We start from the raw sequence: 13,817 nt of genomic DNA, 5'->3' as shown, positions 1-13,817 counted from the left end.
TATGCCATGAGCAGGCCATGAGGGTGCTTGATCTGTGGCACCAAATGGCAAGCGCTCTATTCAGTTTGGCGGCTGCAATGGCAAGATCGCGGATTGTCGTCCAATCGTGCCGGGATGCAGCTTCAGTGTTTACCGGTCTCAGCCGGGTCAAGAGCTTCACACGCGGCCGTTGGTGTTTTCCGAAACCGGGGCTTTTTGCTCCTTTAGTCGAGGTCTGCTATGTCTGCTGCTTTGCGTGTTCGTCCTGTCTTGTTGGGCCTGGTGGGCGGTGTCTTGGTTTTGTCGGCGGGTCAGTTGAGCGCTCAGCCTTCTACACATTTGGAAGTCAAGGAAAGTCACTCTTCCGTCAAGCGGGTGGCTGGTTACTTGGACCAAACTGAACTGCCGGATAGTGTGATGCTCCTCGATCCGCCGCCGGCTGCAGATAGTGCGGCCTTTGCCCGGGATGAAGAAGCGCGTCGGGCTGCCGGGCAGCTAAAAGGGTCAGCTCGCTGGGCACTGGCTAAACAAGATGCAGACTTGGTATTTCCACGGCCCGCTCAGAATTATTCGTGCGCATTGGGAGTTCAAATCGACCAAGAGAGCACGCCGGTTATTTATCAGATGATGCGTCGCTTGTTGCCTGATGCGGGTCTATCCACTTACGGAGCCAAAAACAAGTATCAGCGGGTGCGTCCTTTCGATCTTCATAATGAAGATACATGCACACCAGCGGATGAGGAGTTTTTGCGTAATGATGGTTCCTATCCCTCGGGGCATGCGGCTGCTGGCTGGGCATGGGCACTAGTGTTGGCGCAGATCAGCCCCGAACGAAGTAATGAGTTGCTGGCTCGTGGCCTGTCTTTCGGTCAAAGCCGTGTCATTTGCAATGTACATTGGCAAAGTGATGTGGAGGCGGGGCGTGTGATAGGCGCCGCCGCGGTGGCTCGTGTGCAGAGTGAGGAGGCCTTCCAGGCTGACATTCTGGCCGCCCGACTAGAATTGGCACAAGCGAAAGTTGCTTCAAGTGGTCAAGCGCTTAATTGCACCGAACAGTTCTAGTGCTGCTTTGAGTGGGTCGTTCGGCTGGCGATTGTAAAAACGAGCGTCCTCATATTGGTTTGAGTGCAGGAAAGAGGGCTTCCGTCTGCTTTCCTGTGCGAGGGCGCCTTGTTTTCTTAATGCCGTGATTACCTGGCGTTGCGGGTATGAGAATTGAATAAGCTTTTCCTGCTGCGGATTCGGCTTGTCACTGTACCAGGCGCTTTGGCGCATAGACCGCCGGATCGTTCGGGACTGGACGCGCTAAACTGACCGCACTGCGGACATGCTGAATCACCAGAAAAAACCCGGCTGTACTCAAGCGCTACTATCAAAACAGTAGATTTCGAGCGCTCTTCATAGTGCTCTCGCGTGATTTTATTCAAGATATCAGGGTGAATTTCATGAGTCAGGACGCCTTTATTTGTGACGCAATTCGTACGCCTTTCGGACGTTATGGCGGTTCGCTGTCCGCTGTGAGGGCGGATGACCTGGGTGCGGTACCAATCGCAGCGCTGATGAAGCGCAATCCGCAAATCGACTGGAGCAAGCTGGACGACGTGATGTACGGTTGTGCCAACCAGGCGGGTGAAGACAACCGTAACGTGGCACGCATGTCCGCGCTGCTGGCTGGCTTGCCTGTGGATGTTCCGGGCGTGACCTTGAACCGTTTGTGCGGTTCGGGCCTGGACGCGATTGGTTCGGCTGCTCGCGCCATTCGCGCTGGCGATGCCTCCTTCATCCTGGCCGGTGGTGTGGAAAGCATGAGCCGCGCTCCCTTCGTCATGGGCAAGGCTGAAACGGCGTTCTCCCGCAGCGCAGGTATTTATGACACCACGATTGGCTGGCGCTTCATCAACAAAGCCATGAAAGAGCAGTACGGTGTGGATTCCATGCCCGAAACGGCTGAAAACGTGGCTCAGCAGTTCAATGTGTCCCGTGAAGACCAGGACGTGTTTGCCCTGAATAGCCAGCTGCGTGCGGCCGCTGCCCAGGAAGCCGGCATTCTGGCTGAAGAAATTACCCCTGTGATCATTCCCCAGCGCAAGGGCGATCCCATTGTGGTGGATAAGGACGAGCACCCACGTGCCACGACTCTGGAGTCCCTGACTCGCTTGAAGCCTGTCGTGCGTGCCGATGGCACCGTGACCGCGGGCAATGCCTCGGGTGTGAACGATGGTGCTTGCGCGCTGCTGGTTGCCAACAAGGCAACCGTCGAAGCCCAAGGCCTGACTCCGCGCGCTCGTGTGGTGGCCATGGCGTTTGCTGGTGTGGAGCCACGTATCATGGGTATTGGCCCGGCGCCTGCCAGCCAGAAGGTGCTGGCTTTGGCGGGTCTGACTCTGGATCAGATGGATGTGATCGAGCTGAACGAGGCCTTTGCCGCTCAAGGTCTGGCGGTGACTCGCATGCTGGGTCTGGCTGATAACGATCCTCGCGTGAACCCGAACGGGGGCGCGATTGCGCTGGGTCACCCTCTGGGTGCCAGTGGTGCGCGTCTGGCGATTGCGGCTATCAACCAATTGCATCGCACAGGCGGACGCTACGCCCTGTGCACCATGTGTATTGGTGTCGGCCAGGGCGTGGCTTTGATTCTTGAGCGCGTCTAACTAAGGTTGCAGGGCAGGCAGGCCGGTGATTTTCTCACCGGCCTTTTTGTCTGCTTGCTTGAACCAGCCTTGTTCCATCTCCAAGGCATAGCGCACAGGTCGCACCGGGCAGTGGGATTGAAGATCAAAGGGTTGCATGGCCTCGATATTGGTGATCGTGCCTTCTTCAGTAATGAAGGCGATATCCAGCGGCAGAGGCGTATTCTTCATCCAGAAGCAAGGCATTCCGCTTTGCTCGAATACGAATAACATGCCGTGATCGGGGGCCAGGCTTTCTCGATGCATCAAACCTTGTGCACGAGTCTCGTCGCGATCGGCCACTTCCGCCTGGATTTGTTTGGAACCCAGGGATAGTGCCAGGGTGGGAAGAGTCTCATCCGCCTGGACCGGGGCGCTAATACAAAGCGCTGCCAGAAGACAGGCAAAAAAAACAGGGCGCGCAGGCCCCGTAGTCGTAGTGCGATACTGCATGTGTGTTGCGAACCTGCTTTTGTTAGAATCGAGAGCGCAAGAGATCTTAAGGCGAAGTAATATTAAGTGCCTGCTTGCCTTTGGGGCCTTGGGCGACTTCATACAGAACTTTCTGGCCTTCTTTCAAAGTCTTGAACCCGTTCATCTGAATGGATGAAAAATGAGCGAAGAGATCTTCGCCGCCGTTATCGGGTGTAATAAACCCAAAGCCTTTGGCATCATTGAACCACTTAACGGTCCCGGATAGTTTTTGATTGTCTCCAGTGCCTGCGGTGGTGGTAGTTTCCGACATGCTTGCTGCCTCTCAACTTAGTGTATGGTTGATACTTTTTTCGGCCCCTCCCTGGGCCTGTGATCGCGGCACCTCACTTTTTTATTGTGAAGTTGACACGATCAGTCGGATGATGCTGAATTTTGTTCCCCCCAGTCAACCTATGGAAAGCACCTAGTTCTGTATTATGGCCATTGAGATCGATAAGCAAGGCGCCACAACGGTAGAGCGCCAATCCGCGCGGCTTGCCCCACCACCCATGTATCAGGTCATCTTGCTCAATGATGACTACACACCCATGGAGTTCGTGGTGAATATACTGGAGCGGGTATTTGCCAAGACCCCGGAGCAGGCCGAACAGCTTATGCTTAAAGTACATTACGAGGGTCGGGCGGTCTGTGGTGTGTATCCACGCGACATTGCCGCCACCAAGGTGGAAATTGTGCGACAACTGGCGCAGTCGCGACAGCACCCTTTGCAGTGTGTGATGGAGCCGGTGCCTGATGCTTGACCATTTAATGGTTTACCGTATTGTTCAGATCAGGCAAATTAGTCATAGAATAGCTTTAACCCCTAGTTTTACTCTTGCCGTGTAGGAGGAAGCATGATCTCCGAAGAACTTGAAGTCAGTCTACACATGGCCTTTGTCGAGGCTCGTGCCGCGCGCCATGAATTCATCACGGTAGAGCATCTGCTGTTGTCCCTGCTCGATAACGCCTCCACGCTGGAAGTGTTGAAAGCATGTGCTGCCGATATTGATGCACTGCGCCAGAATCTGCGTAAATTCATTAACGAAAATACGCCCACTTTCCCTGGTGAAGGCGAGGTCGATACCCAACCCACGCTGGGCTTTCAGCGTGTGATACAGCGTGCCATCATGCACGTATCGTCCAGCAACTCCGGTAAAAATGTCGTTTCCGGTGCCAATGTGCTGGTGGCGATGTACGGGGAAAAAGACTCGCATGCGGTGTATTACCTGCAGCAACAAGGTGTCTCGCGCCTGGATGTTGTCAATTTCCTCTCGCACGGTATCACCAAGGCCAATCCGGAACCTGCTGCCCCCGAGCCACCCAAGGCCGCCGCTGCTGCGGAAGCCGACACGCGCTCGGACGCCCAGAAGTCCCCATTGGATCTGTACGCTACAGACCTGAATACCGAAGCCAGCCTGGGTCGCATTGATCCCTTGATTGGCCGTGAAAAGGAAGTGGAGCGTGTCATCCAGGTGCTGTGCCGCCGCCGCAAGAACAACCCCTTGCTGGTCGGGGAGGCTGGCGTGGGTAAAACCGCGATTGCCGAAGGCTTGGCGCTGCGCATTCAGCGTGGTGACGTCCCGGATATTCTTAGTGAAGCGCGTGTTTACGCGCTGGATATGGGTGCCTTGCTGGCCGGTACCAAATATCGGGGTGACTTCGAGCAACGTCTGAAGGCGGTGCTCAAGCAGCTCAAGGAAACGGCACAGTCCATTTTGTTTATCGACGAAATCCACACACTGATCGGAGCCGGCTCGGCTTCGGGCGGTACTCTGGATGCGTCCAACCTGCTCAAACCTGCGCTGTCCTCCGGTCAGCTCAAGTGTCTGGGTGCGACCACCTACTCGGAATACCGCGGAATTTTCGAAAAAGACCACGCCTTGTCGCGTCGCTTTCAGAAAATTGATGTGGCTGAGCCGACAGTGGAGCAGACCATCCAGATTCTGCGTGGTTTGAAGTCCAATTTTGAAGAGCACCACGGTGTACGTTACTCGGCGGCGGCCCTGACGGCGGCAGCGGAGTTGTCCGCCCGTTATATCAACGACCGCTTTTTGCCGGACAAGGCCATCGACGTGATCGACGAGGCTGGTGCAGCGCAGCGCTTGCTGCCACGTTCCAAGCAGAAAAAGGTTATCGGCAAGGCCGACATCCAGGCAACGGTTTCGCGTATTGCACGCATTCCGCCCCAGACGGTCTCCAGTGATGATCGCAACAAGCTGGCAACCCTGGCCCGCGATCTGAAATCGGTGGTGTTTGGTCAGGATGTAGCCATTGACGCCTTGGCGGCTGCCATCAAGATGGCGCGCTCTGGCCTGGGTCTGCCTGACAAGCCTATTGGTTCCTTCCTGTTCTCCGGCCCGACCGGCGTGGGTAAAACCGAAGTGGCGCGTCAGTTGGCCTTTGTGCTGGGCGTAGAGCTGCTGCGCTTTGACATGTCCGAATACATGGAGCGTCACACCGTGTCGCGCCTGATCGGTGCTCCTCCTGGTTACGTCGGTTTCGATCAGGGTGGTTTGCTGACCGAAGCCGTTACCAAACAGCCGCACTGCGTGCTGCTGCTGGACGAAATCGAGAAAGCGCACCCGGACGTCTACAACATCCTGCTGCAGGTGATGGATCACGGCACGCTGACGGATAACAACGGTCGCAAGGCCGATTTCCGCAACGTCATCCTGATCATGACTACCAACGCCGGAGCCGAAGCGCTGAACAAGACCAGCATTGGCTTTACCCAGCCCCAGCGCTCGGGTGATGAAATGCAGGATATCAAGCGTCACTTCTCGCCAGAGTTCCGTAACCGTCTGGATGCGATCATTGGCTTCAAGCCTTTGTCGCGCGACATTATCCTGCGCGTGGTGGACAAGTTCCTGATGCAGCTGGAAAACCAGCTGCACGAGAAGCGCGTCGAAGTGTCCTTCTCGGACGCCTTGCGCGAACATCTGGCTGCCAAGGGCTTCGACCCAGCCATGGGTGCCCGCCCCATGCACAGGCTTATTCAGGACACTATTCGCCGTGCCCTGGCCGACGAGCTGCTGTTTGGTCGTCTGGTCGATGGTGGCCAGGTCGAGGTGGATCTGGACGAGAACGGCGAGGTGGTACTGGAATATCCTTCTTCAGGACCTGATGAGCCCGGTAGCAAGGCCTCTTCGCGTCCCGAGCCGGAATTAGTCGACTAAGCCGTGAGGGCATCGCGCCCCTTAATCGTCTGTACGCACTGTGACACCGTACACGAGCGAGTCCCCGTTCAAGGAGCGGGGCTCGCTCGTTGTGTGCGTTGCGATACTGAACTTTACCGCCACAGCCGCTTTTCACCACGTGAATGGCAAGCGCTGGTCTTGGCGGTTTTTATCCTTTTTCTGATTGCCAATCTGTTTCCCGTCGTCTATCTGAGCATGGCGGGTAAAACAGTGTCGCCCACGTTTCCCAAAGCCCTGTTGCTGATCTGGCAGCAGGGGTATTGGGGCTTGTCCGTCATGGCGGGGTTGGTGGGATTCTGGCTGCCGTTGTTTCAACTGATTTTCCAGTTCTGGGCCTTGGGCCTGATTGCCAGGGAAAAGCCCTTGCCGGGCGATTTCGGTATTGGGCTGCGGGCCTTGAGCCATCTGGAGCATTGGTCCATGACGGCTGTGCTGTTCCTGGGCTTGATTGTGGCCATGGTGAAATTTGCCGGGATCGGGCATTTGACGATTGCGCCAGGTCTGTACGCCTTTTTTGCTCTGACCTTCCTGCTGACCGGCTTGAGCCGTATTACGGCGGGGCGCTTGTGGCGCTGGGCAGAGGATCGTGATCTGGTGCCGGTTTCGACCCGGCAGGTCTTGAAAGAGCATCCAACCTGGAGTGCCTGTACCCACTGTGGCTTCGTGCAGTCCAGTCAGAAACCGGACTGTGACCGTTGTGGTGCAACTGTGCATAAACGCAAGCCCAATAGCCGCACACGGGTGGCCGCTCTGGTGTTGACGGCCTGCGTGTTCTATATTCCCGCCAATGTCCTGCCTGTCATGGAGCTGCGCAGCATTTTAGGCAGTAGCGCGCATACGATTCTGGGTGGGGTCATTGAACTCTGGCAACTGGGCTCCTGGGACTTGGCATTGATCGTGTTCATCGCCAGTATTGTGGTCCCCATCACCAAACTGCTGGCTTTGATGATTCTTTTGTTGGGGCGTCGTTGGCATGGCAATGCTGTACAGCGTCAACGCAATCGCATTTACGACATGGTCGAGCTGATTGGGCAATGGTCCATGCTGGACGTATTCGTGGTGGTCCTGATGGCAGCACTGGCCAACTTCCCCGGCTTGTCGCAGATTATTCCTGGGGCGGGGGCCTTGAGCTTTGGCATGGTGGTGGTTTTGACCATGCTGGCCGCGCTTAGCTACGACCCTCGCCAAGGCTGGGACCAGGATACCCACGAAGAACCAATAATAGAACCGCAAACTACGCCGTCTCCGCCTGCCTCACAGGCGACTTCCTGAAGGAAACAAGGTGCACGATCCTACAACTAATCAGCCTGACGGTCAGACCGAGCCCGCACAGCCTAGACTGATTCCTGCCAAGCGATCCCGATTCTCCTGGATCTGGATTTTGCCCATAGCTGCCGCCTTGGTGGGGGCGTCTTTGGTGCTGCGAAACTGGATGTTGACCGGACCGCGTATCACGATCAGCTTTGATTCAGCCGAGGGTTTGGCTGTGGATCAAACCAAGCTACGTTATCGCGAAGTGGATGTGGGTACGATTTCGGACATTCAGGTGTCTCCGGATCGAAAAGGGGTTTTGGTGACGGCGCAGCTCGAGCGTGATGGCTCCGAGTTCATTACCCAAAAAGACACGCGGTTCTGGGTGGTGCGCCCGCGTTTGGGTTTAAGTGGGGTCTCCGGTCTGGGCACCTTGTTGTCGGGTGTTTATATCGGTGTGGACGCGCCTTTTGAAGTGAATAAAAAAGGCGAGCAACTGGACTTTGTGGGCCTGGAAAGTCCGCCGGAAGTAACCAGTGGCCGTGCTGGTAAGCGTTACGTGTTGACTGCGCCCGAATTGGGCTCGCTGGATCTGGGTTCGCCCTTGTATTACAAGGGCATACAGGTTGGGCAAGTCAGCAGTTATGAGCTGAATGAAGAAGGCAATGGCGTGCGTGTGCAGGTGTTTGTCGATGCTCCTAACGACAAATTCGTGACGCAGGGCTCGCGCTTCTGGAACGTCAGCGGCGTCAATATGTCGCTGGATTCCACTGGCTTTAATGTGCGTACGCATTCTTTGGTCTCTGCCTTGGCAGGAGGTCTGGCCTTTGATCAGATGGAAGGCGAGCCTACGGATATTGCTCAGGCTGATTCGCAATACGAACTGTTCCCCACACAAGAGCGCGCGATGGCTGAGCCGGATGGTCCCGCGGTTGAATTGCGCTTCCATTTCCATCAGTCCGTGCGTGGCCTGGTGCCGGGCTCCAAGGTGGAGTTCCGGGGCCTGGAGTTGGGGCAGGTCTACGATGTGGATCTGGAGTTCGATTTTGAGCGTAAGCGCTTCTTTGCCCTGGTGAAGGCACGTATCTATCCGCAGCGTTTTGGCCGCCTGTACGAGCGGGTGGTGGAGGCTAGACCGGACGAGAAAGATCCAATGAGCGCCTTGTTCAAACCGATGGTTGAGCGTGGTCTGCGTGGTCAATTGCGTCCTGCCAGCCTGATTACGGGCCAGCAGTACATTGCCCTGGAGTTCTTCGACAAAGCGCCTGAAGCGGACTTCGATGAAAACGCCAAGCCATTGGTGGTGCCCGTCATTGCGGGCGACTTCGACCGTTTGCAGGAGCAGGTCAGCGATATCGTTACCAAGATTGCTGCTATCCCGTTCGATCAGATCGGCAAGAATCTGCAAAGCGGGCTCACGGAGCTAGGTCAGGTGCTCAAGCAACTGGACAAGACGACGGTGCCGCAGCTCAATGGCGCTCTCAAGTCCATGGATGCCGCTGTTCAGAAACTGGGTGCCATGCTGGATTCGGATTCTTCCTTCAATACTTCTGTGGATCAAACCTTGAGCGAGCTGAAGCGCTCCTTGCGATCCCTGCGTGATTTAAGCGATACCTTGCAAAGCCAGCCCTCGGCGGTCCTGCGAGGTCGTTCCCCTGACGTGCTGCCGGAGCCTGCGCCATGATGTCTCGTTTTCTGATTCCCGTGGCGTTCGCCGGTTTGCTGACGGCTTGCGCTTCGACCACGCCTACTTACTACACCTTGCAAGCGTCCAATGCCGCTCCGGCGGCTGCGGCTCCTTCCACGCAAGTGTGGAAGGGCTTTCAGTTGCGACGCATGGATGTGCCTGCTCAATTGGATCGTCGATCCTTTGTGCTGACGCAGACCGCGGGCGGGCAGGTCAACCTGCTCAACGATAGCCAGTGGGCCTCACCTTTACCTGATGAAATGTCCCTGGCTTTGGCGTCTGGTTTGCAGGATCGCCTGGGCGTTCCCCAGTTGGCCAGCGCTGCTCCGAAAACACCGCTGTGGCAGATCGATGTGCTGGTACAGCGCTTCGAATCTGTCTATGGCGAACGCGCTACCTTGGAGTTGAGCTGGACACTGACGCCAGTTGGCTTTGAGGGGAAGGTCCAGCAATGCCGCTGGCTGGACTCCGAGCCTGCGTCCTCTGTGCCAGAACTGGTGCAGGCGCATCGCCAATTGCAGCAGCGCTGGGCGGATGCACTGGCCGCACAAATGCAAGGTAAACCTGTCCCGGTTAACCTGAGCAAAGCCATGCTCTGCGTTAGTTAACCTTGTTGGTTAACTTTTTTATGTGCGGGTTAACCTGAATACGAATTTGGGTTAACCATCAGTATTATTTCGGCTTATCGCAGTCAACAAAGCGTAACCGGGATAAGAAGCATGGCGAGCACAACCTTAGGGATTAAAGTCGATATAGAACTGCGCGAGCGCCTGCGGCGTGCGGCGGATCAGTTGCAGTGCACCCCTCATTGGCTGCATAAGCAGGCCTTGCTGTCTTATATCGAAGGAATCGAGCGCGGTGTGCTGCCCAGCGAATTGGCGCTGCTAAGCGGGGGGGACTCCGAAGCCGCCGAAGAAGGTGTACTCATGCCTTCCATCCCGTTTTACGGCTTTGCGCAGGATGTGCAACCGCAAAGTGTGTTGCGCGCTGCCATTACCGCCGCCTACCGCCGTCCAGAAACCGACTGTCTGCCCTTGCTGTTAAGTGCAGCGCGTTCTTCTCAAAGTGCGCGTGCCCAGGAGTTGGCCGCTCGTCTGGTTAAAGCCTTGCGCGCCAAGCGCCGTGGCGGTGGCGTAGAAGGCTTGATCCAGGAATTCTCCTTGTCCAGCCAGGAAGGCGTTGCCCTGATGTGTCTGGCAGAGGCCTTGCTGCGTATCCCTGACCGCGCGACACGCGATGCCTTGATTCGCGACAAAATCAGCCACGGCGACTGGCGTGCACACATGGGCGAGTCCCCCTCGTTGTTTGTGAATGCCGCCACCTGGGGCCTGATGCTGACGGGGCGCCTGGTCAGTGTAAATAGTGAAAAGAATTTGTCCTCCGCCTTGACCCGCATGATTGGCAAGGGTGGCGAGCCTTTGATCCGCAAAGGCGTGGACGTTGCCATGCGCATGATGGGCGAGCAGTTTGTGACTGGCCAAACCATTGCTTCAGCACTGGCCAATAGCCGCAAGTTTGAAGAGCAGGGCTTCCGTTATTCCTACGACATGTTGGGTGAGGCCGCGACGACAGCGGAAGACGCGCAACGTTACTACCAGGCTTACGAGCAGGCCATCCACGCGATCGGTCGTGCCAGCCAGGGTCGCGGGATTTACGAAGGCCCCGGCATTTCCATCAAGCTGTCCGCGCTGCACCCACGCTACAGCCGTTCCCAGCGCGATCGCGTCATGCGGGAGTTGTTCCCGCGCTTGTTGTCCTTGGCACAATTGGCGCATCACTACGATGTGGGCTTGAATATTGACGCCGAAGAAGCGGACCGCCTGGAAGTGTCCCTGGATCTGCTGGACAAGCTGTGTTTTGACCCGTCTTTGGCAGGTTGGAACGGCATTGGCTTTGTGGTGCAGGCTTATCAAAAGCGCGCACCCTTTGTCATCGATTACTTGATTGATCTGGCCCGCCGCAGCGGTCACCGCTTGATGTTGCGTCTGGTGAAAGGCGCCTACTGGGATTCGGAGATCAAACGCGCGCAGGTTGATGGTCTGGAAGACTATCCCGTCTACACGCGCAAAGTGCACACGGACGTGTCTTACCTGGCTTGCGCTCGCAAGCTCTTGCAGGCCCCAGAAGCCGTCTACCCGCAGTTTGCGACACACAATGCGCAAACCCTGGCCGCTATTTATGTGATGGCCGGTCAGAACTACTACACCGGTCAATATGAGTTCCAGTGCCTGCACGGCATGGGCGAGGACCTGTACGACGAGGTAGTCGGCCCGATCAAGGACGGCAAGCTGAACCGTCCTTGCCGTATCTATGCACCCGTTGGTTCTCACGAAACCTTGCTGGCGTATCTGGTGCGTCGTCTCCTGGAAAACGGTGCCAACACCTCTTTCGTGAATCAGATTGGCGATGCCGATGTGAACATGGAGCAGCTGATTGCCGACCCCGTGGCTCAGGCCCTGAGCCTGCAACCCTTGGGTCGACCACATGACAAGATTCCGTTGCCGCGCCAGTTGTACTGGGAGGCGGAGCAGCGCTTGAACTCGGCTGGCCTGGATTTAAGCAACGAGCACCGCCTGGGTTCTTTGGCCGCTACCTTGATGCAAACCGCTGCCTTGCCACGTCAGGCTCAGCCTATCCTGGGGCAGGGCAATCCGGTCTGGGACGAGTCCAAGGCAACGATTGTGCGTAATCCAGCCAATCATCAGGACGTAGTGGGGCAGGTCATGTTTGCCACTGCACAGGATGTGGAGCAGGCTTTGGACGCCGCCAGCCACTATGCACCGATCTGGCAGGCCACGCCGGTAGAAGAACGCGCCGCCGCCTTGCAGCAAGCCGCCCAACTGCTGGAAGACAATATGCAGGACTTGATGGGCCTGCTGGTGCGTGAAGCTGGCAAGTCCTATGCGAATGCGATTGCCGAAGTGCGTGAAGCCGTGGACTTCCTGCGTTACTACGCCGGACAGGTTCTGCGCGACTTTGATAATGACGAATATCGTCCCGTCGGTGTGGTGCTGTGCATCAGCCCCTGGAACTTCCCCTTGGCTATTTTCCTGGGTCAGGTCTCGGCGGCTCTGGCTGCAGGCAACGTCGTCCTGGCCAAGCCTGCTGAACAAACCTGCCTGATTGCGGCGGCCGCTGTCGAGCTGCTGCACAAGGCAGGGATTGCTCCCGGTGCCTTGCAGCTCCTGCCTGGTGATGGCCCATCCGTGGGCGCGCCTTTGGCGGCCAGTGAGAAGGTTAATGCTGTGATGTTTACCGGCTCGACCGCCGTTGCCATGGGCTTGAATCGTCAATTGGCTAAACGCCTGACGGCAGACGGTCAGGCCGTCCCGCTGATTGCAGAAACTGGTGGCTTGAATGCCATGGTGGTCGACAGCTCGGCCTTGCCTGAGCAGGTGGTGTTTGATGTGCTGAATTCTGCTTTCGACTCGGCAGGCCAGCGTTGTTCCGCCTTGCGGCTGCTGTGCATCCAGGAAGATGTGGCCGAGCGTGTGCTGAACATGCTCAACGGTGCCATGCAGGAGCTGAGCGTGGGCAATCCCGACCTGCTCAGCACGGATGTAGGTCCGGTGATTGATGAAGAAGCCCGCTCCGGTATCGAAGAGCACATCAGCGCCATGCGCGAGGCTGGTTTCCGTATCACGCAAAGTGAACAAAGCCGCAGCCTGACAGGTACCTTTGTCTTGCCGACCATTATCGAGATCGAGCAGGTCAAGGATCTGGAACGCGAAATTTTCGGTCCCGTTCTGCACGTGATGCGTTTCAAGCGTAGCGAGCTGGACAGCCTGATCAATCAGATCAACGAACGTGGTTACGGACTGACCTTTGGCGTTCACACCCGTCTGGATGAAACCGTGGAGCGTGTCGTTTCGCGCATTCACGCTGGTAACGTCTATGTGAACCGCAATATGGTGGGTGCGGTGGTGGGTGTACAGCCTTTCGGTGGTGAAGGCTTGTCGGGTACCGGCCCCAAAGCAGGCGGCCCCTTGTACTTGCGCCGACTGCTTAGCCGTTGCCCGCAGAACCTGCCTTTGCAAGCTTGGCAGGAGCAGGGCGCGGTCTTGCCTGGTCCGACGGGCGAGTCCAATATTTATCAGTTGCACCCACGAGGTCGCGTTCTGTGCATGCCTGTCAGCGTGCACGGCTGGCAAGCTCAGCGCGAGGCCTGCGCACGCAGCGGCAACCAGGCCATCTTGCTGGACCGTTTGGGTCTGGGTAGCTGGCAGGACGCGCCTGCTGAGCAAATTGCCATGTCCGATTTGGGTGAGGCAGATTATGATGCTGTTTTATTTGAAGGCGACAGCGACGAACTCCGGCAAGTATTGGGACAAGTGGCTGAACGCCGTGGCCCCATTGTTGGGGTTCAAGGGCTGTTGACGCAGGAATTGGAGGGGGGCGCGACTTACCTCGTCGAGCGTTTGTTGCGCGAAGTCTCGGTCAGTACCAATACAGCGGCAGCTGGGGGCAATGCCAGTTTGATGATGGTCGGTTGACGTCAGATGGCACCCATTTCTATGCACACGTTTGGTCGCACATTTCACCTGGAGCGGCGGCCCTGCG

Annotated in this window: 10 protein-coding genes; 8 read left to right on the top strand and 2 right to left on the bottom strand. The window is 57.0% G+C overall.

Annotated features, from left to right (window positions below; translation table 11 throughout):
- Window positions 1–219 precede the first annotated feature (219 nt).
- Together ACU6HM_RS06580 and pcaF are read left to right on the top strand one after the other, a co-directional pair.
- Window positions 220–1,041 (top strand): acid phosphatase, encoded by an 822-nt coding sequence (locus ACU6HM_RS06580; protein ID WP_446763539.1) that lies wholly within the window; start codon window positions 220–222, stop codon window positions 1,039–1,041.
- Window positions 1,042–1,424: 383 nt separating this feature from the next.
- Window positions 1,425–2,630, top strand: coding sequence for a 3-oxoadipyl-CoA thiolase (pcaF, locus tag ACU6HM_RS06575; protein ID WP_042487885.1), 1,206 nt, complete (start codon window positions 1,425–1,427; stop codon window positions 2,628–2,630).
- Here pcaF and ACU6HM_RS06570 read toward each other — a convergent pair whose 3' ends face one another.
- Complete coding sequence (locus ACU6HM_RS06570; RefSeq protein ID WP_446763538.1) at window positions 2,631–3,101, bottom strand: DUF192 domain-containing protein; 471 nt, start codon at window positions 3,099–3,101, stop codon at window positions 2,631–2,633.
- 46 nt (window positions 3,102–3,147) lie between these two features.
- A complete protein-coding gene (locus tag ACU6HM_RS06565; RefSeq protein WP_003801483.1) occupies window positions 3,148–3,393 on the bottom strand; it encodes a cold-shock protein in 246 nt (81 codons plus the stop codon).
- A gap of 166 nt (window positions 3,394–3,559) precedes the next feature.
- On the opposite strand from ACU6HM_RS06565, the gene clpS reads away from it, so the two are divergent.
- The 6 genes from clpS to putA all read left to right on the top strand — a co-directional run bounded on the left by clpS (window position 3,560) and on the right by putA (window position 13,750).
- Window positions 3,560–3,883, top strand: coding sequence for an ATP-dependent Clp protease adapter ClpS (clpS, locus tag ACU6HM_RS06560; protein ID WP_026482895.1), 324 nt, complete (start codon window positions 3,560–3,562; stop codon window positions 3,881–3,883).
- 93 nt (window positions 3,884–3,976) lie between these two features.
- Window positions 3,977–6,298 (top strand): ATP-dependent Clp protease ATP-binding subunit ClpA, encoded by a 2,322-nt coding sequence (gene clpA / locus ACU6HM_RS06555; protein WP_035268183.1) that lies wholly within the window; start codon window positions 3,977–3,979, stop codon window positions 6,296–6,298.
- A gap of 3 nt (window positions 6,299–6,301) precedes the next feature.
- Window positions 6,302–7,591, top strand: coding sequence for a paraquat-inducible protein A (locus tag ACU6HM_RS06550; RefSeq protein ID WP_031232230.1), 1,290 nt, complete (start codon window positions 6,302–6,304; stop codon window positions 7,589–7,591).
- 10 nt (window positions 7,592–7,601) lie between these two features.
- Window positions 7,602–9,254, top strand: a complete 1,653-nt coding sequence (locus tag ACU6HM_RS06545; RefSeq protein WP_009455704.1) for a PqiB family protein — start codon at window positions 7,602–7,604, stop codon at window positions 9,252–9,254.
- Window positions 9,251–9,865 (top strand): PqiC family protein, encoded by a 615-nt coding sequence (locus ACU6HM_RS06540; RefSeq protein ID WP_009455706.1) that lies wholly within the window; start codon window positions 9,251–9,253, stop codon window positions 9,863–9,865. Before ACU6HM_RS06545 ends, ACU6HM_RS06540 begins: the two co-directional genes overlap by 4 nt.
- Window positions 9,866–9,976: 111 nt before the next feature.
- A complete protein-coding gene (gene putA, locus ACU6HM_RS06535; RefSeq protein ID WP_446763537.1) occupies window positions 9,977–13,750 on the top strand; it encodes a trifunctional transcriptional regulator/proline dehydrogenase/L-glutamate gamma-semialdehyde dehydrogenase in 3,774 nt (1,257 codons plus the stop codon).
- The last annotated feature ends 67 nt before the right edge of the window (window positions 13,751–13,817 follow it).

The sequence above is a fragment of the Alcaligenes sp. RM2 genome, from assembly GCF_052931795.1.
This window is presented reverse-complemented; position numbering and strand designations above follow the sequence as displayed.

Excerpts from the sequence above, each read along its gene's own strand:
- ACU6HM_RS06570 (WP_446763538.1), bottom strand. The coding sequence starts at position 3,101 with ATGCAGTATCGCACTACGACTACGGGGCCTGCGCGCCCTGTTTTTTTT.
- pcaF (WP_042487885.1), top strand. The coding sequence starts at position 1,425 with ATGAGTCAGGACGCCTTTATTTGTGACGCAATTCGTACGCCTTTCGGA.
- ACU6HM_RS06580 (WP_446763539.1), top strand. The coding sequence starts at position 220 with ATGTCTGCTGCTTTGCGTGTTCGTCCTGTCTTGTTGGGCCTGGTGGGC.
- clpS (WP_026482895.1), top strand. The coding sequence starts at position 3,560 with ATGGCCATTGAGATCGATAAGCAAGGCGCCACAACGGTAGAGCGCCAA.
- ACU6HM_RS06565 (WP_003801483.1), bottom strand. The coding sequence starts at position 3,393 with ATGTCGGAAACTACCACCACCGCAGGCACTGGAGACAATCAAAAACTA.
- ACU6HM_RS06540 (WP_009455706.1), top strand. The coding sequence starts at position 9,251 with ATGATGTCTCGTTTTCTGATTCCCGTGGCGTTCGCCGGTTTGCTGACG.
- clpA (WP_035268183.1), top strand. The coding sequence starts at position 3,977 with ATGATCTCCGAAGAACTTGAAGTCAGTCTACACATGGCCTTTGTCGAG.
- putA (WP_446763537.1), top strand. The coding sequence starts at position 9,977 with ATGGCGAGCACAACCTTAGGGATTAAAGTCGATATAGAACTGCGCGAG.